Origin of the sequence: Bradyrhizobium sp. 40 (assembly GCF_023100925.1) — a bacterium.
Lineage (GTDB): Bacteria > Pseudomonadota > Alphaproteobacteria > Rhizobiales > Xanthobacteraceae > Bradyrhizobium.
In genome coordinates this window covers 3,784,961-3,811,129 of the sequence record NZ_CP064688.1, presented here as the reverse complement: position 1 = coordinate 3,811,129, position 26,169 = coordinate 3,784,961, and the positions used below count along the sequence as shown (strand labels likewise).

The window sequence follows — 26,169 nt, the reverse complement described above, 5'->3', positions numbered from 1 at the left end:
GCAACGGGAGACATCGGCAACATGATGGGCGACACGAACGTTCGGGCTGGCCAGTGCCATTGCGGCACGGTGCGTTTCGAGGCGACGCTCAGCGACGGCTTCAATTCGATCCGCCGCTGCACCTGCTCCTACTGCCGCATGCGCGGCGCCGTCGTCGTCATGGCGGCAATGGGCGGGATCAAGTTCCTCCAGGGCGAGGATGCGCTCACAAGCTACCGCTTCCATACCGGATCAGCGCAGCACTTCTTCTGTTCCCGTTGCGGAATCTACACGCACCATCAGCGACGATCCGACCAATCTCTCTATGCCGTCAACGTCGCCTGCCTGGATGGGGTAAGCCCGTTCGATTTCACTGAGGTGCCGGTCATGGACGGCATCAACCACACCAACGACACCGGCCAGCCGACGCGGCGGGCCGGCACGCTCCGCTTCATTTCGGCCGACTGACGGTGGTGGTTGCCTGGCTCAGCCGCGCGGCGACCGCGGCGGCCTGCGCTTCGCCACATGTCGGCGCGGCGAGCGTGTCACGCGCGGGCGCAGGCGGGTTACCGCGGCTTCACGGCGGGGCTTGGCCTGGGCCGGGCCGCGGGCGAGATCCATCAGCATGCGCAGGGCCTCAACCACGGAGCGCTGACGGACGGCGGTGCGTCCAATCGCGCCGAAGCGGTGCTCCCGATGGGCGATGCGGCCGTCGCGCGCGGCAACGGCGAAATGCACGAGGCCAACCGGCTTGCCGGGCGTGGCACCGCCGGGGCCGGCAATGCCGGTGATGGCGACGGCGAGATCGACGCCGGCGCGTTCCAGCGCGCCGACCGCCATCGCGGTTGCGGTCTCCCTGCTGACGGCCCCGAAATTGGTGAGCGTGCTCGCCTCGACTCCGAGCATCGCGCGCTTGGCATCATTGGAATAGGTGACGAAGCCGCGATCGATGACATCGGACGAACCGGGGATGTCGGTCAGCGCGCCCGCGACGAGGCCGCCGGTGCAGGATTCCGCGGTCGCGATCGTCAGCTTGCGCATCCGGCACAGATCGAGCAACGAGCGGGAGAGGGCGCGTGCGTCGCTGCCGGCCATGGCCTAGACACTCCAGGGCAGACGGATGGTGGCGCTCGCGGTGGCCGCGATGCCTTCCTCGCGACCGGTGAAGCCGAGCCGTTCGCTGGTGGTCGCCTTGACCGCGACGCGCGAGATGTCGACGCCGGAAACCTCGGCGATGCGCCCGCGCATGGTGTCGCGCAAGGGGCCGATCTTCGGCCGCTCGCAGATCATGGTGACCTCGAGATTGGCGATGCGGCCGCCGCGCTGGGTAACGCGCTCGACGGCGTATTGCAAGAACTGGTCGGAGGAGGCGCCCTTCCACTTCGCGTCGCTGGGCGGAAAGTGCGATCCGATGTCGCCGTCGGCGAGCGCGCCGAGGATGGCGTCGACCAGCGCATGCAGGCCGACATCGCCGTCGGAATGGGCCAGGAAGCCCTTGGTGTGCGGAACGCGCACGCCGCAGATCATGAGATGGTCGCCCTCGCCGAAGGCGTGGACGTCATAGCCCGTACCGGTCCTGATATCGCCGAGCAGGCTGGCCAGCCGCGCTTCCTCGCGCACGAAATCCTCGGGAGTGGTGAGCTTCATATTGGCAACATCGCCTTCAAAGGTTGCAACCGTCAATCCCGCCCATTCGGCAATCGCGGCATCGTCGGTGAAATCGCTGCGTCCATCCTGGGCCGCGCGACGATGGGCTTCGAGGATGACGTCGAAGCGAAAGGATTGCGGCGTCTGTGCGATCCGCAACCGCGCCCGGTCCGGCGTGTCCTCGACATTACCGTTCTCGCCGGTGACCTTGATGGTGTCGGTGACGGGAACGGCGGGGATCGCGGCGCCGGTGCGGCTGGCCGCATCGATCGCGCGGGTGATCACGCCTTCCGAAACGAAGGGGCGCGCGGCGTCGTGGATCAGCACGATGTCGGGCTTGTGCCTGGCGAGCGCTTCGAGACCCGCGAGCACCGAGGCCTGTCGGGTCGCGCCGCCCTTGACCGGCGCCTCGTGGCTGAGCCCTGCGACCGCCGCCGTGAACATGGCGCCGTCGTCGGGGTTCACGACCGGCTGAACCGCGAACACGTCCGCATGACGGCTGAAGGCCTCCATGGCGCGATAGATCACCGGCACGCCGCCGATCTCGCGATATTGCTTGGGGCCGCCGGCGCCTGCGCGCAGGCCGCGTCCGGCCGCGACGAGGACGACTGCGGTGCGCTGTGATTTCGCCATAGGACTCAAATACTCATTTGGTGATGAAGAGAGTCGGGGGTGGGGTGATTGCCGCATGCCTCTAGCACGGCAGGCCCGCAAAAAAAGGGGGTTTCCCCGGATTGTGGGAAACAGCATTTTGCTGCACCGCACTTGAAAGATTGTCAGAACTGTCTAAACTGTAGGCATGACGCTTGACTGCACAAGAATTGTGCGCAAGATAGGTCATGGCAGGCGCGATGAGGCGCTGCCAACGGAACGAGACCCCTGTGACCGGCTCGGCAGTATCAGGCTCTAAGCCATTGAAGATAGGCGATATTGATGTCGCCACCCCGGTCTTCCTGGCGCCGATGTCGGGGGTGACTGACTCGCCCGTCCGCCGGCTGGCCGCGGAGTTGGGAGCCGGTCTGGTGGTGTCCGAAATGACGGCCAGCGACGAACTCGCCAATGGCCATCGGATGTCCCGGTTGCGCTGCGAAGCCACCGGGATCGGTCCGCACGTGGTCCAGCTCGCCGGTTGCGAGACGCACTGGATGGCAGAGGGCGCCCGGATTGCCGAAGCCGACGGCGCCGACATTATCGACATCAACATGGGCTGTCCGGCCCGTCACGTCACCGGCGGCCAGTCCGGTTCCGCCTTGATGCGCGACCTCGACCACGCCGTCAGCCTGATCGAAGCGACGATCGCGGCGGTAAAGATACCGGTGACGCTGAAGATGCGGCTCGGCTGGGACGACCGCACCCGCAATGCGCCGGAACTGGCGCGTCGCGCGCAGGCGTCAGGCATCAAGCTCGTCACCGTGCACGGCCGCACCCGCTGCCAGTTCTACAAGGGCGAGGCCGATTGGGACGCGATCCGCGCCGTACGCGAGGCCATCTCCATTCCGCTCGTCGTCAATGGCGACATCACCACTTTCGAGAAGGCGCTCGCGGCGTTAGAGGCCTCCGGCGCCGATGCCGTGATGATCGGCCGCGGTGCGCAGGGCCAGCCCTGGCTGCCCGGCCAGATCGGCCGGCGCTTGAGGGGCGGGGCGGCGGAAGCCACGCCGTCGCTCGAGACGCAGCTGCATTACGTCCGCACGCTTTATGAGGGCGTCTGCGCGCTCTACGGCCTGCGCATCGGTCTGCGGCACGCGCGAAAACATCTGGGCTGGGCGCTCGACGTCGCGGCCGATGTGAGCCGCGCGCCGGCCGAGAAACTGAAATCCTGGCGCCAGAAAATCCTCACCTCGGAGGATCCGCGCCTTGTCCACCGGTCACTGCAAGATGCCTTCGACGACTTCGCATGGAGCGCCGCTGCATGAGCTCAGCCGCTGAACATCGTCGGCCGTTTCCGTCCGACAGCGATGCCATCCTGGATGCACTGCCCAATCCCGTGCTCATGATCGGACCGGACGGCAAGATCGTCGCCGCCAACATCGCAACCGAAGCCTTCTTCGATATCTCGACGCAGTTTTTGAAGCGGCAGTCGCTGAAAGAGCTGGTGCCGTTCGGCAGCCCCTTGCTGGCGCTGATCGATCAGGTGCGTTCGTCGAACGCGCCGGTCAACGAATACAAGGTCGATCTGGGCACGCCACGCATGGGCGGAGATCGCCAGGTCGATCTGCATGTTGCCCCCGTCACGGAACGGCCCGGCCATATCGTGGTGATGCTCCAGGAGCGCTCCATCGCCGACAAGATGGACCGCCAGCTCACCCATCGCAGCGCCGCGCGCTCGGTCATCGCGCTCGCCGCGATGCTGGCGCATGAAATCAAGAACCCGCTCTCCGGCATCCGCGGCGCGGCGCAGCTCCTGGAGCAGCAGGCCTCCTCGGAAGACCGCATGCTGACGCGGCTGATCTGCGATGAGGCCGACCGCATCGTGACGCTGGTCGACCGCATGGAGGTGTTCGGCGACGAGCGCCCCGTGGTGCGCGGCCCCGTCAACATCCATTCGGTGCTCGATCACGTCAAACGGCTGGCGCAGTCCGGCTTTGCCCGCAACATCCGCTTCGTCGAGGACTACGATCCCTCGCTGCCGCCGGTGCTGGCGAACCAGGACCAGCTCATCCAGGTGTTCCTCAACCTGGTGAAGAACGCCGCCGAAGCGCTGATCGACGTTCCCGACGGCGAAATCCAGCTCACCACCGCGTTTCGCCCCGGCGTGCGGCTGTCAGTCCCCGGTCAAAAATCCCGTGTATCCCTGCCGCTCGAATTCTGCGTGAAGGACAACGGACCAGGCGTGCCGGACGATCTTCTGCCAAATCTGTTCGATCCCTTCGTCACCACCAAGCAGACCGGCTCGGGTCTGGGCCTCGCGCTGGTCGCAAAGATCATCGGGGATCACGGGGGCATCATCGAATGCGAATCTCAGCCGCGGAAGACCACCTTCCGCGTGCTGATGCCGATGTATTCCACATCGGTGAAACATGCCGATCAAAGCAGTCGCGACGGCTCTGCCGGGAAGTCGTCGTCTGCGTCACAGGGGGCAAAATGAGGATTAACGATGCCCGCAGGTAGCATTCTCGTTGCTGATGACGACACCGCCATCCGCACGGTTCTCAACCAGGCACTATCGCGCGCCGGCTACGAGGTGCGGCTGACCGGCAATGCCGCGACGCTGTGGCGATGGGTCAGCCAGGGGGAGGGCGATCTCGTCATCACCGACGTGGTGATGCCCGACGAGAACGCGTTCGACCTGTTGCCGCGGATCAAGAAGATGCGGCCGAATTTGCCTGTCATCGTCATGAGCGCGCAAAACACCTTCATGACGGCGATCCGCGCCTCCGAGCGCGGCGCCTATGAATATCTGCCGAAACCCTTCGACCTGAAGGAGCTGATCGCCATCGTCGGCCGCGCGCTGGCCGAGCCGAAGGAGCGGGTCTCGACGCCGAACGAGGACGCCGAGATGGAGGCGATCCCGCTGGTCGGCCGCTCGCCGGCGATGCAGGAGATCTATCGTGTCTTGGCGCGCCTGATGCAGACCGACCTCACCGTGATGATCACGGGCGAGTCCGGTACCGGCAAGGAGCTGGTGGCGCGCGCGCTGCACGACTACGGCAAGCGCCGCAACGGCCCGTTCGTCGCGGTCAACATGGCGGCAATCCCGCGCGACCTGATCGAGTCCGAACTGTTCGGACACGAGCGCGGTGCCTTCACCGGCGCCAACACCCGCGCCTCCGGCCGCTTCGAGCAGGCCGAGGGCGGCACGCTGTTCCTGGACGAGATCGGCGACATGCCGATGGAGGCGCAGACCCGCCTGCTGCGCGTGCTTCAGCAGGGCGAATACACCACGGTCGGCGGCCGCACCCCGATCAAGACCGACGTGCGCATCGTCGCGGCCTCCAACAAGGATCTGCGCGTCCTGATCCAGCAGGGCCTGTTCCGCGAAGATCTGTTCTTCCGTCTCAACGTCGTGCCGCTGCGGCTGCCGCCGTTGCGCGAGCGCATCGAAGATCTGCCGGATCTCATCCGTCATTTCTTCGCGCTGGCCGAGAAGGACGGACTGCCGCCGAAGAAGCTCGACGCGCTGGCGCTGGAGCGGATGAAGCAGCACCGCTGGCCGGGCAACGTGCGCGAGCTCGAGAACCTCGCCCGTCGCCTCGCGGCGCTTTATCCGCAGGACGTGATCACGGGCTCCGTCATCGACGGCGAGTTGGCGCCACCTACGGTCAGCCCGGGTGCCGCAGTCCAGCATGGCGTCGACAATCTCGGCGGCGCCGTGGAAGCGTATCTCTCCTCGCACTTTCAGGGCTTCCCGAACGGCGTGCCGCCGCCGGGCCTCTATCACCGCATCTTGAAAGAGATCGAGGTGCCGCTACTCACGGCCGCGCTCGCCGCCACCCGCGGCAACCAGATCCGCGCGGCCGATCTGCTCGGCCTCAACCGCAACACGCTGCGGAAGAAGATCCGGGATCTCGATATCCAGGTGTACCGGAGCGGGGGGTAGCATCCCCGCAACGGACGGTGGCTCAGCTCCCCCTACCAAGCGGAGCTGAGCCTGTCCGGATCGCGCTGGCCGTTGTGGCTGACGCGGTGAGCAGAAGTCCGGACCGGACTGAAATGTTCCTCAGGAACATTCAAACGATGATTTCAGCCGCGGGATGCGACCTCACACCTATCTGACAAACCGGCCTGCGACCTGTATCGCGCTGGCGACGTTCGCATTGGGCTCCTGCACCCCGACACCGTTGACCAGGAGGTCGGCCGCCACGATCAGCAGCAGCACGGCCGACACCATCATTGCGAGAAAGAACCTGTGCATGCTGGTCAAGCCGTGAGGGCCGGAATGCGTTCCCGCCCTCCGGCATGTCGCTGTGGATGCGCGGGTCGGTCGCGGCGAGGGCGCCGCGGAATTGTCGCAATTCGGCAACAATGTGGTACGAATACATCAGTATCCGCCCGCCGCGGACCCCGTTTTTCAGCACCCATTGCCGGAATGACCAGCGCAGACACCTCGGCCGCATCCTTTGACACGGCCCCAGCTGAAGAGCCCCGGCGTTGGTCGGCGCGACGCTGGCTGGCGCCGTTCGCCGTGGCGCTGGCCCTGCTGTCGGCCTGCCTGACATTCCTGGTCCTGACCGGCCTCACGTCGATCGAGCCGACCCCTGCGGTTGTCCGCTCGTTCTATCTGATCAATGCGGGCACGATCCTGCTGCTGGTCGGCATCATCATCCGCGAGCTCTGGCAGCTGATCCTGGCGCGACGGCGGGGCAGGGCGGCGGCGCGCCTCCATGTCCAGATCGTCAGCCTGTTCTCGATCGTGGCGGTGCTGCCGGCGGTGCTGGTCGCCGTCGTCGCCAACGTCACCATCGAGCGCGGCCTCGACCGCCTGTTCTCCGGCCCGACCAAGGAGGTGATCCAGAATTCGCTGACGATCGCGCGCGCCTACATGCAGGACCACGCGCAGCTGATCCGGGGCGACATTCTCGGCATGGCCAACGACATCGCCCACGCCCGGCCGCTCTACGACCAGGATCGCCGCTCTTTTCGCGAATTGCTGACGTCCAGCGCCGCCTCGCGCAATTTGCCGGGCGCGATGATCATCGACAAGAACACCAACATTCTCGAATCCGCCGATACCGGCATGCGGCTGGCCTATTCGCCGCCGGCGCCGGACTTCCTCAGCAACGTCAACGAATCCGAGCCCGAGATCGCGGTGCTGCCCGATGCGAGCTTCGTCGCCGCGGTGGTCCGCTTGCGCGCCTTCAGCGACACCTTCCTCTACGTCGCGCGGCCGCTCGATCCGAATGTCGTCAACCAGCTCAAGCAGACCGAGGTCAGCGTCGCCGAATACGCCCAGATCGAGTCGCGCCGGCTCGGCATCCAGGTCGCGTTCGCGCTGATGTTCGCGGTGATCGCGCTGACCATCCTGATGGCCTCGGTGCTGATCGGCCTCAACTTCGCCAACTCGCTGGTCTCGCCGATCCGGCGACTGATGAACGCGGCCCAGACGGTCTCGACAGGCGATCTCCATGTGAAAGTGCCGGTGCACCAGTCGGAAGGCGACCTCGCCCAGCTGGGTGAGACCTTCAACAAGATGACGGAGGAGTTGCGCAGCCAGCGCGACGAGCTCGTCAACGCCAGCGACCTCATCGACAGCCGCCGCCGCTTCATCGAGGCGGTGCTGTCGTCCGCGAGCGCCGGCATCATCGGCGTGGATAATTCAGGCAGCGTCGGCATTCTCAACCGTTCCGCCGAAAAGCTGATCGGGCACTCCGAAGCCGAGACGCTCGGCCATCCGCTCTCCGACGTGCTGCCCGAGCTCGAGGAGATGATGAAGACGGCGCGGGAAGGGACCCAGCGCCTGGTGCAGGGGCAGATCACGATCACGCGGGACGGGCAGGAACGCAATCTGTCGGTCCGCGTCAGCGCCGAGAAGACCAGCCAGCCGCACGACAGCTACATCATCACGCTCGACGACATCACCGAACTGGTCTCGGCGCAGCGCACCTCGGCCTGGGGCGACGTCGCGCGCCGCATCGCGCATGAGATCAAGAACCCGCTGACCCCGATCCAGCTCTCCGCCGAGCGCATTCGCCGCAAATTTGGCAAGGACATCACCGAGGGCAAGGACAAGCAGATCTTCGAACAGTGCACCGACACCATCGTGCGTCAGGTCGACGATATCCGCCGCATGGTCGACGAGTTCTCGCGCTTCGCGCGGATGCCGAAGCCGGTGATGGAGGGTGAGGACGTCGCCGACGCAGTGCGGCAGGCGGTGTTCCTGATGAAGGTCGCCCATCCCGAGATCGATATCGAGGCCGAATTCAAGGAAGACCCGCTGCGCGCCCAGTTCGACCGGCGGCTGATCTCGCAGGCCGTCACCAACATCGTCAAGAACGCCACCGAGGCGATCGAGCAGGTTCCCCTGGAGGAGCTCGGCAAAGGCCGGATCGACGTCGTGGTCTCGCGCGAGGGCGAGGACGTGCTGATCGACGTCGTCGACAACGGCATCGGCCTGCCCAAGGTGGCGCGCTCGCGCCTGCTCGAGCCCTATGTGACGACACGCGCCAAGGGCACCGGCCTTGGGCTCGCGATCGTCGGTCGCGTGCTGGAAGACCATGGCGGGCGTATCGAACTGAAGGATGCCTCGGACTTCCGCGAGGGCCAACGCGGGGCCTGGATGCGGATGCGTTTTGCGATCTCCGGCGCTCCCGCGAAAACCGAGGGGGCCGAACCGGCGGGCGGGGCAACGACCAAGCCGGAAAGCGGCGAAACGGCCACGCAATCCGTCAAGGATCCGGAAACAAAGCAGGCGGCCGTCGAAACCAAAGAGCCGGCTGAAAAGACCAATGATTCAACGAAGATCGAAGCCTCAACAGGCAGCTGAGAAAACAGGCGACCCATGGCAAGTGAAATTCTGATTGTCGATGATGAGGCCGATATTCGGGATCTCGTTGCGGGCATCCTCGAAGACGAGGGCTTCGTGACCCGGACCGCGCGCGACAGCGATACGGCGCTCGCCGAGATCGCCAACCGCAGGCCGCATCTGGTGTTCCTCGACATCTGGCTGCAGGGCTCCAAGCTCGACGGCTTGCAGCTGCTGGAGCAGGTCAAGAAGGACAACCCCGATCTCCCGGTCGTGATGATCTCCGGCCACGGCAACATCGAGACCGCGGTCGCCGCGATCAAGCGTGGGGCCTACGACTTCATCGAGAAGCCGTTCAAGACCGACCGGCTGATCCTGGTCGCCAACCGTGCACTGGAGAACTCGCGGCTCAAGCGCGAGGTCAAGGAGCTGAAGCAGCTCGCGCCGAGCGCAAGCTCGCTGGTCGGCCGCTCGCCCAGCATGAACCAGCTGCGCCAGACCATCGAGCGTGCGGCCAAGGCCAACAGCCGCATCCTGATTGTCGGTCCCGCCGGCGCCGGCAAGGAACTGACCGCCCGCACGTTGCATACGGCCTCGGGCCGCGCCGACGGCCCCTTCGTCGTCATCAACGCCGCTGCGATCACGCCCGAGCGGATGGAGCACGAGCTGTTCGGCATCGAGCAGTCCAACGGCGAGCACGCGCGCAAGCCCGGCGCGCTCGAAGAGGCCCACGGCGGCACGCTGTTCATCGACGAAATCGCGGACATGCCGCGCGAGACCCAGAACAAGATCTTGCGCGTGCTGGTTGAGCAGTCGTTCCAGCGCGTCGGCGGCAACGGCAAGGTCCAGGTCGACGTCCGCATCATCTCCTCCACCGCGCGCAATCTGGAAGAGGAGATCGCGGCCGGCCATTTCCGCGAGGATCTCTATCATCGGCTCTCGGTGGTGCCGATCCGCGTGCCCGCATTGTCGGAGCGGCGTGAGGACATTCCGGAATTGATCGACTATTTCATGGAGCAGATCTCCGCGGGCAGCGGCCTGCCCAAGCGGCAGATCGGCCAGGACGCGATGGCGGTGCTGCAGTCGCATGTCTGGCCGGGCAATGTGCGCCAGCTCCGCAACAACGTTGAGAGAGTCATGATTCTGGCCGCGGGCGGGCCTGAGGTCATCATCACTGCCGACATGCTGCCGCAGGATGTCGGCTCCATGGTGCCGGCGATGCCGACCAGCAACAATGGCGAGCACATCATGGGCCTGCCGCTGCGCGAAGCGCGCGAAGTGTTCGAGCGCGACTATTTGATTGCACAGATCAGCCGTTTCTCAGGAAATATTTCTCGCACGGCCGAGTTTGTTGGCATGGAACGCTCGGCACTGCACCGGAAGTTGAAGGCGCTCGGCGTCGGCTGACGCTGCGACGTCGTTGGAATAGGCGAGGAAAATCATCGATTTCCGTAGTTTTTCGGGGCAATACGGCGTGGGCTGCCGCGTGAAGCGGCTTGCCTAATAAGCCTACCTGTCCTCTAATCGAACCGCTGTCCCTCCGAGGGGGATCTCATGAGGGACGGCACCGGACGAGGACCCCGAATTTTCAAAAGAGGGCCGCAACCGGCGCAATAAAAAGAAACTCAAAGCGAGAAAAAAACAATGGCGGCAGACCGCGCACAAAACCTGCAGGACACCTTCCTTAATCACGTTCGCAAAACCAAAACGCCACTGACGATCTTTCTGGTCAACGGAGTGAAGCTCCAGGGCATCGTGACCTGGTTCGACAATTTCTGTTTGCTGCTTCGGCGCGACGGTCACTCGCAGCTCGTCTACAAGCATGCGATCTCGACCATCATGCCGGGCGCTCCGATCCAGTTGTTCGAAGGCGGCGAGGACCAGCCGGCTTGAGAGTGATCTGATTGGAACCCCGGAATTTCGACGGGGATGCCGACCGTCCGCGGTCGGCAGGGGGTACGCAGACGGGGCGGGTGCTTGTCATCGGTCCCTATTTGCGGGTGCGCGCAGGCAATGCCGACGCGCAATCGGAAGCTCATGTCCTGCGTGACGCGGAAGCCCGGCTCGACGAAGCTGCCGGCCTCGCGCGCGCGATCGATCTCGTCGTTGCCGATGCCATCATCGCGCCGATCAACCAGATCCGCCCTGCGACCTATATCGGCAAGGGCAAGGTCGAGGAGATCGCTGCGCTCGCCAAGAGCCTCGACGTCGAGCTCGTGGTGATGGATTGCGCGCTTGCGCCGATCCAGCAGCGCAATCTCGAGAAGGAGCTGCAGGCAAAGGTGCTCGATCGCACCGGGCTCATTTTGGAAATCTTCGGCCGCCGCGCCAAGACCAAGGAAGGCTCGCTCCAGGTCGAGCTCGCGCATCTCAACTATCAACGTTCGCGCCTGGTGCGCTCATGGACCCATCTCGAACGCCAGCGCGGCGGCTTTGGATTCATGGGCGGTCCCGGCGAGACCCAGATCGAAGCCGACCGCCGCCTGATCCAGGAGCGCATCTCCAAGCTCGAGGGCGAGCTGAAGAAGGTGCAGGCCACACGCCGCCTGCATCGCGCAGGCCGCCAGCGCGTGCCGTACCGCGTCGTGGCGCTGGTCGGCTACACCAATGCCGGCAAGTCGACGCTGTTCAACCGCCTGACCCGCGCCGACGTGCAGGCCGCCGACATGCTGTTCGCCACGCTGGATCCGACCCTGCGTGCGCTCACCCTGCCGCATGGCGGCAAGGCGATGCTGTCGGACACCGTCGGTTTCATCTCCAATTTGCCGACACAGCTCGTCGCCGCCTTCCGCGCCACGCTGGAGGAGGTGCTGGAAGCCGACGTCATCCTGCATGTGCGCGACATCTCGCACGACGACGCCGAGGCGCAGCAGAGCGACGTCGACGCCGTGCTGCGCCAGCTCGGCATCAATCCCGATGACTCAGGCCGCATCATCGAGGTCTGGAACAAGATCGACCGTTATGGTCCCGAACAGCGCGAAGAGCTTTTGAACATCGCGGCGCGCAGGCCGGAGGATCATCCGGCGATGCTGGTGTCGGCCGTGTCGGGCGAGGGGGTCGACGCACTGCTCGCCGCGATCGAGGAGCGCTTGGCTGCCAAGCGCATCACGCTCGACCTCTCGATCGATGCCTCCGACGGCGCCGGCATCAGCTGGCTGCATCGGAATTCCGAGGTGCTGGCGAAAGAGCTGCACGACGGCCGCTTCGACATGACGGTCCGGGTGGACGAGACCAAGCGGGATATCGTGGTGAACCGGTTTGACGCCGTGCCGCGACTGTCGGCATAACAGGTGTCGTCCCGGCGAAGGCCGGGACCCATACCGCGTGATCCATCGAGGCAAGGCGGTCTTCATACCGACGAACATTTTCACTCCAAGCCTTCGCCCAACTCCTCCCTGTGGTTATGGGTCCCGGCCTTCGCCGGGACGACGACGGAGTTAGCCGCGCGCCTGGTTGCTTTTCTCGGCCGGTGCGGCGCTTTTCTCCTCGCTCTTCGCCGCGTTCCACAACGCGTCCATCTCGGCGAGCGACGCTTGCTCCAGCGTGCGGCCCTGCGCCTCCAGCGCCCGCTCGATAAACCCAAACCGGCGCTCGAACTTCGCGTTGGTCGCGCGAAGCGCGGCTTCCGGATCGGCATCGACATGGCGGGCGAGATTGACCAGCGCGAACATCAGGTCGCCGGTCTCTTCCGCGAGGCCCTCGCTGTCGTCGCGGTCGAGCGCGGCCTCGATCTCGTCGGCTTCCTCGCGGATTTTTGCCAGCACCGCGCGCGGATCGTTCCAGTCGAAGCCGACAGTGGAGGCCTTGCGCTGCAGCTCCATGGCGCGCGTCAGCGCGGGCTGGCCGGCCTTCACGCCTGACAGCAGCGATTTGTGCGACGACGCTTCCTGCGGCGGCCGGCGCGCAGCGCGCTCGGCTTTCTCCTCCGCCTTGATGCGGTCCCAGACCTCCTTGACGTGGGAGGAGGCGAGGTTGCCCTCCTTGTCGGCGAAAACGTGAGGATGGCGCCGGATCATTTTTCGCGTGATGGCCTCGACGACATCTCCAAACGCGAACGCGTTCTGCTCAGACGCCATCTGGGCGTGGAAGACGACCTGGAGCAGCAGGTCGCCGAGCTCCTCGCAGAGATCGTCGAGGTCGCCGCGGCTGATGGCCTCGACCACCTCATAGGCTTCCTCGATCGTATAGGGCGCGATGGTCGCAAAATTCTGCTCGAGGTCCCAGGGGCAGCCTGTCACCGGTGTGCGCAGCGCCGCCATGATCTCGATCAGGCGGGAAATGTCGCGGGAAGGGGTCATTGCGGGCAGTCTCCTGGCTCCCAAGCCTTATGCCAAAAGCGAGCTCCCGTTCCCAGCGCAGCGCGGCGGAACAGGGTGATTTCCACCGGTTGGCGGGCCGGATTGGCGAGCAGCGTGCGCAATGCTAAAGCGCGGGCCATGAGCGACGTATTTTCATCCGAAACCGCATTGGTGCTGTTCTCCGGCGGCCAGGATTCCACCACCTGCCTTGCCTGGGCGCTGAACCGGTTTGCGCGCGTGGAGACGCTGGGGTTTGATTACGGCCAGCGCCACGCCATCGAGCTTGCCTGCCGTAACGGACTGTTCGACGGCATCAAGGATCTGCGCGCGGATTGGGCTTCCAGGCTTGGCGAGAGCCACACGCTGTCGATCCCAACGCTCGCGGCCGTATCCGAGACGGCGCTGACGCGCGACGTCGCGATCGCGATGGGCGCCGACGGCCTGCCGAACACGTTCGTGCCCGGCCGCAATCTGGTGTTCTTGACATTCGCCGCGGCACTGGCCTACCGGCGCGGCATCAGTCACATCGTCGGCGGCATGTGCGAGACCGACTATTCCGGTTATCCCGATTGCCGCGACGACACCATTCGCGCGATGCAGGCCGCGCTGTCGCTCGGCATGGCCCGCAAGTTCGAGCTGCACACACCGCTGATGTGGATCGACAAGGCCGCGACGTGGAAGCTCGCCCATGAGCTCGGCGGCGACGGGCTGGTCGATCTCATCCGCGAGCAGTCGCACACCTGCTATCTCGGCGAACGCGGCGCGCAGCATGATTGGGGATGCGGCTGCGGCGAGTGCCCTGCGTGCAGCCTGCGGGCAAAGGGGTGGCGGGAGTACGTGGCGGGGCGGTGAGGTGCCTCACTCCGCGGTCATTGAGAGGAGCTCTTGCGACGAAGCAATCCAGACTGCCTCTGCTGAGGGATTCTGGATTGCTTCGCTACGTTCACAATGACGGGTGTGCGCGATCTTACCGAAAATCCTCCGCCTTCAGCTCGATCGGCTTGCCGTGCGGGGTGCGATCTGCCGCGTGATCCCAGGCGTCGCGGTAGCGATGCAGCGTCTCCGCAGACGCAACGCCCTTGCGCGCGACGAGACCTTCCAGCGTGGCGAGCCAATGGAGATAGTAGGTCTCGCCAGTATCGGGATCGCCGGCCGCCTGCGCGCGCTTGATCTCGGAGGCCAGGGCTGCCGCCCATTCGGGCCAGGTGAACACGCCGCGCTCGTGCAGCGTCAGCGCCATCGCGAAGGCGTGCGCTTCCCAGGGCGCGCGGAACACGGGGCCGTCATCGTCGCGCGGAATGCTCGGGATGGCTGCCGTCGCGGCAGCAGCAGCCGTGCTGCTCATCACGCCGGGTCCAGATACGGCTCGAACGCATCGATCGAGACTTTCGAGGTCGGATCGCCGTCCGCGCCCCAGAGATCGCGGCCCTCGAATACCACCGTGTAGAGCCATTGCGGATTCTCGCCGAGCTCCATCGCCGCCGAGTCCGGAAATACGTGGCAGCCATGATTGAGCTCGACGACGCCGACATGGCCGCGCACGTAGCGCGGCAGCCGCGTGTGGGTCGCCGGATGAATGTTCTTCGCGCGGACCTTGTCACCGATCTTGTATTTCGCCAGTGCCGGGGCAGGGCGGGCGAACTTGCCGCGCACCATGATGCGCTCGACCTGGCCGAGATCGAACTTGCCGTGCTTGAGCGCCTTGGACGGCTGCATCGCATGGCCGGCGGCGACTTCCTCCCGGGTGAGATAGCCTTTCTCGATCAGCATCTCCTCGAGCCCGAGAAACCATTTCTTGTAATAGGAGCTCGACAGGTACACGTGCGGCGGAATCGTCTCGCGATAGAAGCGCGAGGTGTCGATGTTGAAGGCGCCGGCTGCGCCCATCGCACGCACCATGGCGAGAACACGCGACTCCCATTCCTCGTGGAACACCGGCTCGTCGGGCTCGGGCTCGACCTTGCCGAAGCCGTCCATGCCGCCCATGTCGTGCACGCCGTTCATGACGGCGCTCCGGGCGCTTTGGGAAAGCCGGTGCCGATCATGGAATCGCGCGTGACCAGCTCGGCGAGCTGCTCCTCGCTCCAGCCATCGGTCCCCGCGGGGCGCATCGGCAGCACAAGAAAGCGCGTTTCGGCGGTCGAATCCCATACCCGGATTTCAACGTCCTTGGCGACCTGCACGCCGAAATCGGCGAGCACGCCGCGCGGGTCCTTCACCGCGCGGGAGCGATAGGGCGCGGCCTTGTACCAGACCGGCGGCAGCCCCAGCATTTCCCAGGGGTAGCAGGAGCACAGTGTGCACACGACCATGTTGTGACGCTGCGGCGTGTTCTCGACCACGACGAGGTGGTCGCCGACGCGGCTGACATGGCCGAGCGTGCCGATCGCCTTCGAGCCGTCCTCCAGCAGTGCCGTCTTGAAAGCCGGATCGCTCCAGGCCTTGGCGACGACGCGCGCGCCGTTATGGGGACCGATCCGGGTCTCATAGGCCTGGATGATGGCGTCGAGCGCGGCCGGCTCGACATAGCCTTTTTCGGTCAGGATCGTCTCGAGCGCGCGCACGCGCAGCTCGGTCTCCGACAGCTCGGAATGGTCGTGATCGTGGTGATGATGATGGTCGCTCATAGGGCGAAGATAGTCCCAGAATCCGGGCGTTGTCGAGGCGAAGACTCTGCTAACATCGCGGCATGGGCTGGGCTGCAAGAACTGGGATAACCGCCGCAATCGCGGCTCTTGGCGCATTCGCGGCGCAGGATGCGCGCGCCGCGAATGGCGCCTATGCGGTCGATGCCGCCGACATTTCCGAGGTCGGCTCCTGCAAGGTGGAGAGCTGGCTGTCGACGGCTTCCAACACGGATTTTTCGGCGGTCGCCAATCCCTCCTGTGTCGTCGATCCCTTCAGGCCGATCGAGCTGAGCCTGCAGACCATCCGAGCCCGGAGCGATGGCGACTGGAGCACGACGGTCGCGCCAAAAGCCAAGACGAATTTCATCCCGACCGGGATCGGCCGGTGGGGATTGTCGGCCTATGGCGGCGGATCGTTCGACGCGGCGACCGGCGAGGCGCTATCCGCCTTTGCCGTCATCCCCGCGACCCTCCGCCTGTCCGAGACCATGCGCATCAACGTCAATGGCGGCTGGCTCTGGGATCGCACGGTGGATCGCCATTACCTGACCTACGGCATCGGCTTCGATTGGAAATTCACCGACACCCTGCAATGGACGATCGAGGCGTACGGGCAGGCCGGCGCCTCCGAGATCGCAAGCATCGTGCAGCCGCGTTTCCAGACCGGCGTCCGCTACCGGCCGAACGAGATCTTCTCCGTCGATGTGATCTACGGCCGCAACATCACCGGGGAAAATGCCAACTGGATCACCATCGGGACCACGGTCCGGTTTCCGGTCCATGGAAGCGAACCCGAACATCGGCGTACCGGGCATCTGTGAGCACCAGGAAGACCCAAGAACAAGGGAGATTGCGTTGCCTGACTATGTCAAGGTGGAGAAGGGCCTCGGATCGGAGGGGCGGATTGCGGTGGTGCGGTTCGACCGCGGCGACGGCATCAATGCGCTATCGCCAGAGGCGCTGCGCCAGCTCACCGCAGCCGCGCGCAGTTTCGAGGATGACGCCGCAACCTCTGTCGTGGTGCTGACAGGCAGCGCGGCTGCGTTCAGCGCCGGCTTCGACCTCAAGGATGCCGAAGGCCGCTCGCGCAAGGACATGGACCTCGGCACGCTGCGGCGGCATCTCAAGCTCGGACCGCGCCTGACCCACGCCTGGCAGGAGATGGAGCAGATCACGATCGCCGCCATCGAGGGCTTTTGCGTCGGCGGCGGCGTGGCGCTCGCCGTCGCGCTCGACTTCCGCGTCATGGGACGCGATGCCCATCTGCGGGTGCCCGAGATCGGGCTCGGCATGAACATGAGCTGGCAAAGCATTCCGCGCATGCTGCATCTGATCGGCCCGGCTCGGACCAAGCAGGCGGTGATCCTGGCCGATCAGCGCATCAGCGCGGATGAAGCCTATGAGTGGGGCCTGGTCGAGCAGGTGGTCGATCCCGGCCATGCGTTCGATGCCGCGATGGAGCTTGCGCGCAAGGTGGCAGCGCAGCCGCCGCTCTCCGTTGCCATGACGAAACTCACGGTCAACCGGCTGGCGCATGCGCTGGATAATCTCGCCAGCCACATGGACGTCGACCAGTTCGCCCTGGCAAGCCTTAGCGAGGACCACAAGGAGGGCGTCGAGGCGTTCCTGACGCGACGCAAACCGAAGTTCAGAGGGCGGTAGAAGCAGGCTCGGGCCATTGATTGCGCCGCGGACTATCCGTATACGCGGCGCTGGGACAAAATAGGCCCGATCAACGGGCCGGCAGACGACAACGACGATCGAGGGGAGGGCCCATGGCCACTAGCTCGCAGGCGCCTCAGGCGAAAGGGTTTCGCTGGAAGCTGATCGCGCCGCTCGCGGTGTGGCTGGTGATCTATCTGTGGCCGGTGCCGGCAGGGCTCAACGTCAATCAGTGGCACTATTTTGCCGTCTTCGCGGCCGTCATCACCGGGCTCATCCTGGAATCGATGCCGGTCGGCGCGGTCGGCCTGATCGGGCTGACGGTTGCCGGCGTCGGCGGTTATATCGATCCCGATCCGACCAAGTCGCTGCGCTGGATGCTGGCGGGCTTTGCCGAGAGCACGGTGTGGCTGATCGTCGGCGCCTTCGTGTTCTCGATCGGGTATCGCAAGAGCCACCTGGGCCGGCGTATTGCGCTCGTGCTGGTGCAAAAGCTCGGCACCAACACGCTCGGTCTCGGCTATGCAGTGGCGATGTCGGACTTTTTGCTGGCGCCGGCGACACCGTCCAACACCGCGCGCAGCGGCGGCATCGTCTATCCCATCATCAGCAACATCCCGCGCATCTACGGCTCCGAGCCGGGACCGACCGCCGGCAAGATCGGCACCTACGTGATGTGGACCGCGTTCGCGTCGACCGCCGTCACCAGCTCATTGTTTTTCACCGCGCTCGCGCCCAATGCAGCGGCGCTTGCCATCGCCAAGAAGACCGTCGGAATCGACGTCAGCTGGGCGCAGTGGTTCATCGGCTTTGCGCCGCTCGGCCTCCTCCTGATGGTGCTGGTCCCGCTGCTCAGCTACGCGGTCTGCCGCCCCGAGGTGAAGAGCAGCCCGGAAATTTCCGAATGGGCATCGAAGGAGCTCGCGGAGATGGGCCCGATGTCGCGCAACGAATGGATCATGCTGGCGCTGATCCTGCTCGCGATGTTCCTGTGGATCGCGGGCTCGAGCCCGGACATCCGCGTACCGCTTCTGGGCTCGAATTTCGTCAACGCCACCACCGTCGTGTTCATCGTGATCTCGCTGATGCTGGTGACGGGCGTGATCGAGTTTGCCGACATCGTCGCCGAGAAGGGCGCCTGGGAGGTGTTCTTCTATTTCACCTCGCTGCTGACGCTGGCTTCGGGCCTCAACGAGATCGGCTTCATCAAATGGTTCGCGACCGAATATGCAAAGCCGCTCGCGGGGCTATCGCCGTCGACCGCGATGCTCCTGCTGGTCGCGCTGTTCTTCTGGATCCACTATTTCTTCTCGAGCATCACCTCGCATGCCGCCGCCGTGCTGCCCGTGGTACTCGCGGTCGGATCCGGCATCCCCGACCTGCCGGTCACGACGCTCGCCATGCTCTGCATGTATTCGCTCGGCCTGATGGGCGTGATCTCGCCTTACGCGACCGGGCCGGCGCCGATGTATTTCGGCAGTGGCTATATCGGCAAGGGTCAGTTCTGGGGTTTTGGGCTGATTTTCGGGGTGCTCTATTTCGCGGGGCTCCTGCTGATCGTATGGCCCTGGTTGCGGGTCACCTGAGCCGGGGCGAAGGCCAAGACGGCGGCAGATGAATTTTCTTCAGTGGGGAGAAATTCGGAAAACTTCGTCCAATTCCCCACAAATATCTGACATTGCCAGAGAGACCTGAAAGGGGGATGGTGCCTGCTGCGGTGCAGCGCGCTCCAGCCGAGTCCTCATCGCGGTTTCACTCTCCGTCGCTTGATGCGACCGGTTCCCGGATGCCCCCAGAGGCAAGCGGAACTATTGTGCATGAAGGCCGCCTCCATGAACGTCCAGCCGTCGCTCGCGATCGGACAGCCGATCGAAAAACCTGACGCGATCTCAGGTCAGGCGATCTCGCCTGCCGCGACTGCGCCTGACGCGATGGTCCGCTTCGAAGGCATCTCGAAAACCTATCCGGCCTATCGCGACAAGCCCGGCGTCAATGCCCTGCAAAACATCGACTTCGCGATCCCGCGCGGTTCGATCACCGGCGTCATCGGCCGCTCCGGCGCCGGCAAATCGAGCCTGGTCCGGCTCATCAACGGCCTGGAGAGGCCGACCACGGGCCGCGTCATCGTCGATAACAGAGATATCTCGGCGCTCGCGGGCCGAGACTTGCGGCTGGCGCAGCGCTCGAGCGGCATGATCTTCCAGCACTTCAACCTGCTGTCCTCGCGCACCGCGGCCGCTAATATCGCGCTGCCGCTCGAGATTGCCGGCTGGGCCAAGGCCGACATCAAAGCCCGCGTCGCCGAGCTGCTTGCGCTGGTGGACATCGCCGACAAGCACGACCGCTACCCGTCCGAACTCTCCGGCGGCCAGAAACAGCGCGTCGGCATCGCGCGAGCCTTGGCGACGCGGCCGAGCGTGCTGCTGTCGGACGAGGCGACCTCGGCGCTCGATCCGCAGACCACGCGGGCGATCCTCGATCTGCTCGCGAACATCAACCGCGAGCTCGGCGTGACCATCGTGCTGATCACCCACGAGATGTCCGTGGTGCGCCAGCTCGCCAAGGACATCGTGGTGCTCGATGCCGGCCGCGTCGTCGAGAGCGGCCAAGTCGCCGACATCTTCACCCACCCCAAGCATCCGATCACGCAATCCTTCCTGGCCGAGGTGATAGGCGACAGCCTGCCGGTGTCGCTGGCGAGCCGTATCGTTTCGGAGCCGCCTGCGGGCGGACAGGCCGTGATCCGCGTCCAGGTGCGCGGGGCAGGGAGAGGCGACACGCTGGTGGCGCGGCTCGCGCGCGAACTCGGCCTCGACGTGTCGCTGCTGTCGGCCCGCATCGACGAGATCGGCGGCCAGCATGTGGGCTCACTGACGCTAGGTATCCCTCTCGGCATGTCCAGCGGCGAGGACGCGACGACGCGCACGCTGGCCTGGCTGTCACAATATCAATTCCCCGCGGAGCGTCTCGGCTATGTCGCCTGAACTCATCAACCTGATCGTCCAGGCGACCGGCGAGAGCCTGTACATGGTCGGGCTCGCCGCTCTGGTCGGCACCGCCTTCGGCCTGCCGCTCGGCGTCTTTCTCGCGACCAGCCGGAAAGGCGAGCTGTTCGCGGCGCCTCTCGTCAATCGCGTGCTCGGCATCGTCGTCAACGCGACACGGTCTACGCCCTTCATCATCCTGGTCGTCGCCATCATCCCGTTCACGCGGCTGGTGGCCGGCACCTCGATCGGATCGACGGCCGCGATCGTGCCGTTGACGATCGCATCGGCGCCGTTCATCGCGCGCCTGGTTGAGGCCGCAATCCGCGAGGTCGATGGCGGCCTGATCGAGACCGCATCCTCGTTCGGGGCATCGCCGATGCAGATCGTGCTCAAGGTGCTGCTCCCCGAAGCGTTGCCGGGTCTTCTGCTGGCGCTGACGCTCGCGGTGGTCAGCCTGCTCGGCTACTCCGCCATGGTCGGTGCCGTCGGAGGCGGGGGCCTGGGCGATCTCGGTATCCGCTACGGCTATCAGCGCTTCATGCCGGAGATGATGCTCGCCGTCGTCGTGGTGCTGATCGCGCTGGTGCAGCTGGTGCAGAGCGCTGGCGATTATCTCGCGCGTCGGGTCAACCGCCGGCTGCGACATCGCTGACGCCGTTTCAGACATTTCGAACAAGCAGGTTCTTGTCGGTCTGGAAACATTCCAAACTTCCAAACACGACTGAGCGCATTCGTCGCACGCGTTGCGCACGCGTCTGGAGAAATTCTAACGCAGTTCCTATCGCACTCCGAAATCGCCTGCGTTAGGGCGAGGCATCAAAAACGATACCGGCGAAGCCGGCAGTGCGTGGGGCCTCGACGTGACCAACTTCCAACTTGCTTCGCGTTCCGACACGCGTCGTCGACAGATACAGACTCTCTTCCTCGGAGCGGCCAGCACATTTGCTCTCGTCGTATCCTTCGGTGCCGTGGAGGCGCAGACGCAGATTCCCGCCGTCACCGTCGAAGCCCCGGCCCAGCGCGCCCGGCCTGCGGCGGTCGCATCAACGCGACGCTCAGGGGCGACACGCACCGCACGCGCCAATCGTCGCTCTCCGGCGCAGCAAGTCGCGCCGACCCAATCGGCATCCTCGAACGGTGCCACGGGTGAACGCGCCAACGGTCCGGTGCGCGGTTTCGTTGCGACGCGCAGCGGCACCGCGACCAAGACGGATACGCCGCTGATCGAAACCCCGCAGTCCGTCTCGGTCGTCACGACCGACCAGGTCAGGAACCAGGGTGCGGTCTCGATCGGCGAGGCGTTGCGCTACACCGCGGGTGTCAGCGGCGACGTCAACGGCGGCTCGGATACCCGTTTCGGCGCCCTCCAGATCCGCGGCTTCGACACCACCATGTCGGGCCTCTACGTCGACGGATTGCGGATTCCCTCCAGCAATTACGTGCACTTCAACGGCCTCGATCCCTACGGCGCAGAGCGCCTCGAGGTCCTGAAGGGCCCATCCTCGGCGATGTATGGCGGCAGCGGCACCGGCGGCATCCTCAACTACGCGACCAAGCTGCCGACGGCGCAGCAATTCGGCGAGGTCTCGATCTCCGGCGGCAGCTTCAACCGTTATCAGGGCCAGTTCGACATGGGCGGTCCCGCCAACAAGGACAGCACGGTGCTGTGGCGCCTGACCGGCGTCGTTCGTGACGGCGAGACCCAGGTCGACTTCACCAAGGACAACCGCGTCTTCATCGCGCCTGCCGTCACGTTCAAGCCGAACGAGGACACCACCATCACGATCCTCGCGAACTACCAGCGCGACCGGGCAGGGTGGGGCCTTCAGTTCCTGCCGGCCTCGGGCACGGTGTGGCCGATCAACGGCCGCACCATCCCGGTCTCGTTCTTCGCGGGCGTGCCGAGCTTCAACGCGTTCAACACCGAGATCGCGACCGCCGGCTACCAGCTCTCGCACAATTTCACCGACAACATCACGTTCCGTCAGAATTTGCGCTATGCCTATCAGCACAACGAGGAGAAGGTGTTTTTCGGCGGAGGCTATACCGACGAGGCCGCGGGACAGCTCGCGCGTTTCGGCAGCTACAGCAACTCCTACATCAACTCCTTCGCGGTGGACAATCAGCTCCAGGGCAAGTTCACGACCGGCTTCCTCAGCCACACCACGCTGGTCGGGATCGACTATCGCAACACCACATTCCGCGACACAGCCTTTGGCGTCACCACGTCCGCGCCCGAGATCAACGTCTTCAACCCGGTCTACAGCTACGACTGGACCATGGGCGCCATGAGCGACGACACCGGCGTCAAGCAGTCGCAAGTCGGCCTCTACGCGCAGGACCAGATCAAGCTCAGCCGGTTCTCGTTCCAGCTCAGTGGCCGCCAGGATTTCGTGACGACGCAGGTAGACAGCGGAATCTTTAATACGTCCGTCGCGAAGGATGCATCGGCTTTCACCGGCCGCGCCGCATTGATGTACAATTTCGACAACGGCATCGCGCCTTATTTCAGCTATTCGGAATCGTTCCTGCCGGTGCTCGCCTCCGGTCCGAGCGGACAGCTGCTCAATCCCGAGACCGGCGTGCAGTACGAGGTGGGCGTCAAGTATCAGCCGATCGGCTGGAACGCGCTGTTCACCTTCGCCGCCTTCGACCTGACGCGCGACAACGTCGTCACCTTTGCGCCTCCGCTCAACATTGCCGAACAGACCGGGCAAGTGAAATCGCGCGGCCTTGAGCTCGAAGGCACGATGTCGCTCGCCGACGGCTGGAACCTGCGCGCGGCCTACGCCTATGTCGATGCAATGGTCACGCAGGATCCCGTCAATGTCGGCAAGGCGCCGGTCACCGTGCCGCTCAACCGCGCCTCGCTGTGGAACGACTACACGCTTCAGACCGGGCCGCTCGCGGGGCTGCAGCTCGGTGGCGGCCTCCGCTATGTCGGCGCGACCTGGGGCGATGACGCCAACACGTTCAAGGTCGGATCCGCGACCGTGCTGGACGCGCTGCTCGCCTACACCAGGGACAATTGGCGGCTGTCGCTGAACGTCACCAACCTCGCCGACACCCGCTATGTCGCCGCCTGCTACAGCCTGTCGGGCTGCTTCTATGCGGAGGGACGCAAGGCCATCGGCAAGCTGACGTATCGGTGGTGAGTTCGAATGAGGACAGACCGGCGATGGCGGCCGGGCCCGCTTGATGAGAGAAGACGATGAGAGCGATATTCGGCAAGCTGCATCGCTGGGCGGGACTGCTGACGGCCGGCTTCCTGTTCTTCTCCGGCATCACCGGGGCGATCATCTCCTGGGATCACGAGATCGACGAGGTCCTGAACAGCCATCTGTTCGACGTCAGCAGCAAAGGCCCGGCCATTCCCTCGATCGATCTCGCCAAGATGATCGAGCAGCGCGATCCCCGCGCGCGCGTGGTCTACCTGTTCATGACGCCGGAGGCGGGCCACTCGCTGTGGTTCTTCGTCATGCCCAGGATCGATCCCGCGACCGGCAAGCGTTACGCGCTCGACTACAATCAGATCTTCCTCGATCCCAACACCGGCGCGGAGCTCGGCCGGCGCTATTGGGGCGCGGTGTGGCCGGTGACGCGAGAGAACTTCGTCTCGTTTCTCTACAAGCTGCACTACACGATGCACATCCCGGAATTCTGGGGCAGCGACCGCTGGGGCATGCGCCTGCTCGGAATCATCGCCATCATCTGGACCATCGATTGCTTCGTCGGCTTCTACCTGACGCTGCCCTCGCGCCGGCGCGCCAAGGCGGCACGGGCGCCCCAGGTCACCCGCCAGCTCGAACGCGGCTTCTGGGCGCGCTGGGCGCCGGCGTGGACCATCAAAACCTCGGGCAGCGCCTACCGGATCAATTTCGACCTCCATCGCGCTTTCAGCCTGTGGACCTGGGGCCTCCTGTTCATCATCGCCTTCACGGCGTTCTCGCTGAACCTCTATTTCGAGGTGTTCTCGCCGCTGATGAAGATGGTGTCGAATTACACGCCGACACCCTATGAGCAGCGGCCATATCGCGATCTCGACGATCCCATCGAGCCTAAGGTCGGCTTCGCCGACATCGCCGCGCGCGCGGCGGCCGACGGCAAGGGGCGAGGGTGGACCGTCCCGGTCGGCTCAGTCAATTACGGCCCGGCCCACGGCGTCTATGCCGCCGCCTTCTTCCATCCGGGCGACGATCACGGCGCCGGCGGCGTCGGCCCGGCGCAGCTCTATTACGACAGCGAGGACAGTCGTCCGATCGGCGAACGGCTGCCCTGGGTCGGCACCGCCGCCGACATCTTCGTGCAGGCGCAATTCCCATTGCATTCAGGCCGCATCGTGGGACTGTTCGGCCGCATCCTGATCTCGATCATGGGGCTGGTGGTGGCGGCACTCTCGGTTACCGGCATCGCGATCTGGTGGCGCAAGCGCCGTGCCCGTATCCGCGTCCGCGAGACGGCGGCGATGCGTCCGAGCCGGCAGCAACTGACGCCGGCGGAGTAGGGCTCATGGCCGCTCGCGGATGAACCTTCCCGCACGGCACCGGCACAAAGACTGGAGATCAGACCCAGCCCTGTCGGAAATCACATGAGATCGCTCGCCTTGCTCTGCCTGCTCGTTTTCGCCACGCCCGCACATGCGGCTGGCCCGGAGCAGCATTATCTCGATTTGCGCGATCGCTACATCGCAAAGTTCTCGAAAGCCACGGAGAACGACGAGACCTATAAGCAGCACGATGCGGCGCTCAAGGAGTTGACGCGCGTGTTGCGCGGTTTGGCGGGACCGGTCGCGATCAAGGGACTGCCGGCCGACGGCAAGACCAACGTCGACACGCTCTTCAAGGGCGACTCCGGCTTCGGCCAACTCGACGGCCTCGGCTTCGCGTCCGAAGGCGATAAGATGCAGGCCGTCGTGACCACCACCGCGCTGCTCAAGCATTGGCTGCGCGAGCACCGCGAGGACGGGATGCCGCAAGAGATCGGCGCGGCATTCAAGTCGGACCGCTTCTACTATCAAGCCATCCAGGACTCCGCCTTCGCCAAATATGCCGAGCTGCCGATCACGAAGCCCGCGGGAGCAAGCGCTGCGGTCGCTGTACTGGGTGTGCGCGGCAATGGCGATTTGAAGGGACCGCCGCATGAAATCGACGTCGTCGCAATCCAGGGCGACAAGGTCTTCTTTCTCGCCGCAAGCGACGCGGTGAAGACGGCTGAGATCCCGGCCTGCGAAAAGGTCTGGAAGCAGATGATGGCCAAACCCATCGACAAGAAAGACCCCCGCGGCGACATCACGCGCGAAGACAATGCGATGACGGCGTACACGGCGTGCTTCGCCAGGGAGGCACCAAGCCAGAGCTGGTATGCGACGGCGGTCAAGAAAGCGCAGAGCCAGCTGGAGTTGCTGCCGCTGCGCTAAGGCGATCATCCAGTTGCCTGCGGGGGCTGCAGCGTTGTGCGGCGCCATGGCTCGAGAATGCTCAATCGGAAATTGCAGCTCGTCCTGCAGGCGCAACGGAAGCGGATCAGCGCGATGTTGCCAAGTCCGCATCGACGAGCTCGTCGGCAAC

The 26,169-nt window shown here is 65.0% G+C and carries 24 protein-coding genes; 17 read left to right on the top strand and 7 right to left on the bottom strand.

The genetic code is table 11. The features are described 5' to 3' along the window. The first annotated feature begins 21 nt into the window (after positions 1–21). The gene (locus IVB40_RS18545) at positions 22–447 is read left to right on the top strand and encodes a GFA family protein (protein WP_027566916.1); all 426 of its coding nucleotides are present in this window, start codon (positions 22–24) and stop codon (positions 445–447) included. Between the two features lie 18 nt (positions 448–465). On the opposite strand, the gene IVB40_RS18540 is transcribed toward IVB40_RS18545, so the two are convergent. Then, a complete protein-coding gene (locus IVB40_RS18540) occupies positions 466–1,074 on the bottom strand; it encodes a CinA family protein (RefSeq protein WP_247815913.1) in 609 nt (202 codons plus the stop codon). Positions 1,075–1,077: 3 nt separating this feature from the next. Further along, positions 1,078–2,259 (bottom strand): bifunctional 2-C-methyl-D-erythritol 4-phosphate cytidylyltransferase/2-C-methyl-D-erythritol 2,4-cyclodiphosphate synthase, encoded by a 1,182-nt coding sequence (locus tag IVB40_RS18535; protein ID WP_247815912.1) that lies wholly within the window; start codon positions 2,257–2,259, stop codon positions 1,078–1,080. Between the two features lie 281 nt (positions 2,260–2,540). Here IVB40_RS18535 and dusB point away from each other — a divergent pair, with 281 nt between their 5' ends. The 3 genes from dusB to ntrC are packed head-to-tail and all read left to right on the top strand — an operon-like array spanning position 2,541 to position 6,166. Next, complete coding sequence (gene dusB, locus IVB40_RS18530; protein ID WP_247819558.1) at positions 2,541–3,542, top strand: tRNA dihydrouridine synthase DusB; 1,002 nt, start codon at positions 2,541–2,543, stop codon at positions 3,540–3,542. Further along, positions 3,539–4,714, top strand: coding sequence for a nitrogen regulation protein NR(II) (locus IVB40_RS18525; protein WP_027566920.1), 1,176 nt, complete (start codon positions 3,539–3,541; stop codon positions 4,712–4,714). Before dusB ends, IVB40_RS18525 begins: the two co-directional genes overlap by 4 nt. Before the next feature lie 9 nt (positions 4,715–4,723). After that, on the top strand, positions 4,724–6,166 hold the full coding sequence (ntrC, locus tag IVB40_RS18520; protein WP_027566921.1) for a nitrogen regulation protein NR(I): 1,443 nt from the start codon (positions 4,724–4,726) through the stop codon (positions 6,164–6,166). Between the two features lie 168 nt (positions 6,167–6,334). Here ntrC and IVB40_RS18515 read toward each other — a convergent pair whose 3' ends face one another. Then, the gene (locus IVB40_RS18515; protein ID WP_247286081.1) at positions 6,335–6,481 is read right to left on the bottom strand and encodes a hypothetical protein; all 147 of its coding nucleotides are present in this window, start codon (positions 6,479–6,481) and stop codon (positions 6,335–6,337) included. 174 nt (positions 6,482–6,655) lie between these two features. Between IVB40_RS18515 and IVB40_RS18510 the strand changes: the two genes are divergently transcribed. The 4 genes from IVB40_RS18510 to hflX all read left to right on the top strand — a co-directional run bounded on the left by IVB40_RS18510 (position 6,656) and on the right by hflX (position 12,315). After that, positions 6,656–9,049, top strand: coding sequence for a PAS domain-containing sensor histidine kinase (locus tag IVB40_RS18510; RefSeq protein ID WP_247397978.1), 2,394 nt, complete (start codon positions 6,656–6,658; stop codon positions 9,047–9,049). Between the two features lie 15 nt (positions 9,050–9,064). Further along, the gene (locus IVB40_RS18505; RefSeq protein WP_007591127.1) at positions 9,065–10,435 is read left to right on the top strand and encodes a sigma-54 dependent transcriptional regulator; all 1,371 of its coding nucleotides are present in this window, start codon (positions 9,065–9,067) and stop codon (positions 10,433–10,435) included. Between the two features lie 237 nt (positions 10,436–10,672). Then, positions 10,673–10,921 (top strand): RNA chaperone Hfq, encoded by a 249-nt coding sequence (gene hfq / locus IVB40_RS18500; RefSeq protein ID WP_007591126.1) that lies wholly within the window; start codon positions 10,673–10,675, stop codon positions 10,919–10,921. A gap of 11 nt (positions 10,922–10,932) precedes the next feature. Then, positions 10,933–12,315 carry a GTPase HflX gene (gene hflX / locus IVB40_RS18495; protein WP_247286079.1) on the top strand — a complete coding sequence of 461 codons (1,383 nt, stop codon included), beginning with the start codon at positions 10,933–10,935 and terminating at the stop codon, positions 12,313–12,315. Between the two features lie 150 nt (positions 12,316–12,465). Here hflX and mazG read toward each other — a convergent pair whose 3' ends face one another. Beyond that, positions 12,466–13,326, bottom strand: a complete 861-nt coding sequence (gene mazG, locus IVB40_RS18490; protein WP_247397980.1) for a nucleoside triphosphate pyrophosphohydrolase — start codon at positions 13,324–13,326, stop codon at positions 12,466–12,468. 138 nt (positions 13,327–13,464) lie between these two features. On the opposite strand from mazG, the gene queC reads away from it, so the two are divergent. After that, positions 13,465–14,178: a 7-cyano-7-deazaguanine synthase QueC gene (gene queC, locus IVB40_RS18485; RefSeq protein ID WP_247815911.1), complete on the top strand. Its 714-nt coding sequence runs from the start codon at positions 13,465–13,467 to the stop codon at positions 14,176–14,178. A 115-nt stretch (positions 14,179–14,293) separates the two neighbouring features. On the opposite strand, the gene IVB40_RS18480 is transcribed toward queC, so the two are convergent. The 3 genes from IVB40_RS18480 to nthA are packed head-to-tail and all read right to left on the bottom strand — an operon-like array spanning position 14,294 to position 15,953. Further along, positions 14,294–14,671, bottom strand: coding sequence for a nitrile hydratase accessory protein (locus IVB40_RS18480; protein WP_027566926.1), 378 nt, complete (start codon positions 14,669–14,671; stop codon positions 14,294–14,296). Further along, positions 14,671–15,330 (bottom strand): nitrile hydratase subunit beta, encoded by a 660-nt coding sequence (gene nthB / locus IVB40_RS18475; RefSeq protein WP_247815910.1) that lies wholly within the window; start codon positions 15,328–15,330, stop codon positions 14,671–14,673. The genes IVB40_RS18480 and nthB overlap by 1 nt, the downstream gene beginning before the upstream one ends. Then, positions 15,327–15,953: a nitrile hydratase subunit alpha gene (gene nthA / locus IVB40_RS18470; protein ID WP_007591118.1), complete on the bottom strand. Its 627-nt coding sequence runs from the start codon at positions 15,951–15,953 to the stop codon at positions 15,327–15,329. Before nthA ends, nthB begins: the two co-directional genes overlap by 4 nt. A gap of 62 nt (positions 15,954–16,015) precedes the next feature. On the opposite strand from nthA, the gene IVB40_RS18465 reads away from it, so the two are divergent. The 8 genes from IVB40_RS18465 (at position 16,016) to IVB40_RS18430 (ending at position 26,018) form a co-directional block, all read left to right on the top strand. Next, positions 16,016–16,774 (top strand): hypothetical protein, encoded by a 759-nt coding sequence (locus IVB40_RS18465; protein ID WP_247815909.1) that lies wholly within the window; start codon positions 16,016–16,018, stop codon positions 16,772–16,774. Positions 16,775–16,808: 34 nt separating this feature from the next. After that, complete coding sequence (locus tag IVB40_RS18460) at positions 16,809–17,615, top strand: enoyl-CoA hydratase/isomerase family protein (RefSeq protein WP_247815908.1); 807 nt, start codon at positions 16,809–16,811, stop codon at positions 17,613–17,615. 113 nt (positions 17,616–17,728) lie between these two features. Further along, positions 17,729–19,201, top strand: a complete 1,473-nt coding sequence (locus IVB40_RS18455) for a DASS family sodium-coupled anion symporter (RefSeq protein ID WP_247815907.1) — start codon at positions 17,729–17,731, stop codon at positions 19,199–19,201. 231 nt (positions 19,202–19,432) lie between these two features. Then, positions 19,433–20,599: a methionine ABC transporter ATP-binding protein gene (locus tag IVB40_RS18450; protein ID WP_247815906.1), complete on the top strand. Its 1,167-nt coding sequence runs from the start codon at positions 19,433–19,435 to the stop codon at positions 20,597–20,599. Next, complete coding sequence (locus IVB40_RS18445) at positions 20,589–21,254, top strand: methionine ABC transporter permease (protein ID WP_247815905.1); 666 nt, start codon at positions 20,589–20,591, stop codon at positions 21,252–21,254. The genes IVB40_RS18450 and IVB40_RS18445 overlap by 11 nt, the downstream gene beginning before the upstream one ends. 514 nt (positions 21,255–21,768) lie before the next feature. Next, positions 21,769–23,757 carry a TonB-dependent siderophore receptor gene (locus IVB40_RS18440; RefSeq protein ID WP_247815904.1) on the top strand — a complete coding sequence of 663 codons (1,989 nt, stop codon included), beginning with the start codon at positions 21,769–21,771 and terminating at the stop codon, positions 23,755–23,757. 56 nt (positions 23,758–23,813) lie between these two features. Then, entirely contained in the window at positions 23,814–25,106 is a 1,293-nt protein-coding gene (gene fsrB, locus IVB40_RS18435) for a siderophore utilization protein FsrB (RefSeq protein WP_247815903.1), read from the top strand. An 84-nt stretch (positions 25,107–25,190) separates the two neighbouring features. Beyond that, entirely contained in the window at positions 25,191–26,018 is an 828-nt protein-coding gene (locus tag IVB40_RS18430; RefSeq protein ID WP_247815902.1) for a hypothetical protein, read from the top strand. Positions 26,019–26,169 lie beyond the last annotated feature (151 nt).

What these genes read in the sequence shown, in the direction of transcription:
- IVB40_RS18545 (WP_027566916.1), top strand. Translation starts at nt 22, where the DNA reads ATGATGGGCGACACGAACGTTCGGGCTGGCCAGTGCCATTGCGGCACG.
- IVB40_RS18540 (WP_247815913.1), bottom strand. Translation starts at nt 1,074, where the DNA reads ATGGCCGGCAGCGACGCACGCGCCCTCTCCCGCTCGTTGCTCGATCTG.
- IVB40_RS18535 (WP_247815912.1), bottom strand. Translation starts at nt 2,259, where the DNA reads ATGGCGAAATCACAGCGCACCGCAGTCGTCCTCGTCGCGGCCGGACGC.
- IVB40_RS18525 (WP_027566920.1), top strand. Translation starts at nt 3,539, where the DNA reads ATGAGCTCAGCCGCTGAACATCGTCGGCCGTTTCCGTCCGACAGCGAT.
- ntrC (WP_027566921.1), top strand. Translation starts at nt 4,724, where the DNA reads ATGCCCGCAGGTAGCATTCTCGTTGCTGATGACGACACCGCCATCCGC.
- IVB40_RS18515 (WP_247286081.1), bottom strand. Translation starts at nt 6,481, where the DNA reads ATGCACAGGTTCTTTCTCGCAATGATGGTGTCGGCCGTGCTGCTGCTG.
- IVB40_RS18510 (WP_247397978.1), top strand. Translation starts at nt 6,656, where the DNA reads ATGACCAGCGCAGACACCTCGGCCGCATCCTTTGACACGGCCCCAGCT.
- IVB40_RS18505 (WP_007591127.1), top strand. Translation starts at nt 9,065, where the DNA reads ATGGCAAGTGAAATTCTGATTGTCGATGATGAGGCCGATATTCGGGAT.
- hfq (WP_007591126.1), top strand. Translation starts at nt 10,673, where the DNA reads ATGGCGGCAGACCGCGCACAAAACCTGCAGGACACCTTCCTTAATCAC.
- mazG (WP_247397980.1), bottom strand. Translation starts at nt 13,326, where the DNA reads ATGACCCCTTCCCGCGACATTTCCCGCCTGATCGAGATCATGGCGGCG.
- queC (WP_247815911.1), top strand. Translation starts at nt 13,465, where the DNA reads ATGAGCGACGTATTTTCATCCGAAACCGCATTGGTGCTGTTCTCCGGC.
- IVB40_RS18480 (WP_027566926.1), bottom strand. Translation starts at nt 14,671, where the DNA reads ATGAGCAGCACGGCTGCTGCTGCCGCGACGGCAGCCATCCCGAGCATT.
- nthB (WP_247815910.1), bottom strand. Translation starts at nt 15,330, where the DNA reads ATGAACGGCGTGCACGACATGGGCGGCATGGACGGCTTCGGCAAGGTC.
- nthA (WP_007591118.1), bottom strand. Translation starts at nt 15,953, where the DNA reads ATGAGCGACCATCATCATCACCACGATCACGACCATTCCGAGCTGTCG.
- IVB40_RS18465 (WP_247815909.1), top strand. Translation starts at nt 16,016, where the DNA reads ATGGGCTGGGCTGCAAGAACTGGGATAACCGCCGCAATCGCGGCTCTT.
- IVB40_RS18455 (WP_247815907.1), top strand. Translation starts at nt 17,729, where the DNA reads ATGGCCACTAGCTCGCAGGCGCCTCAGGCGAAAGGGTTTCGCTGGAAG.
- IVB40_RS18450 (WP_247815906.1), top strand. Translation starts at nt 19,433, where the DNA reads ATGAAGGCCGCCTCCATGAACGTCCAGCCGTCGCTCGCGATCGGACAG.
- IVB40_RS18445 (WP_247815905.1), top strand. Translation starts at nt 20,589, where the DNA reads ATGTCGCCTGAACTCATCAACCTGATCGTCCAGGCGACCGGCGAGAGC.
- fsrB (WP_247815903.1), top strand. Translation starts at nt 23,814, where the DNA reads ATGAGAGCGATATTCGGCAAGCTGCATCGCTGGGCGGGACTGCTGACG.
- IVB40_RS18430 (WP_247815902.1), top strand. Translation starts at nt 25,191, where the DNA reads ATGAGATCGCTCGCCTTGCTCTGCCTGCTCGTTTTCGCCACGCCCGCA.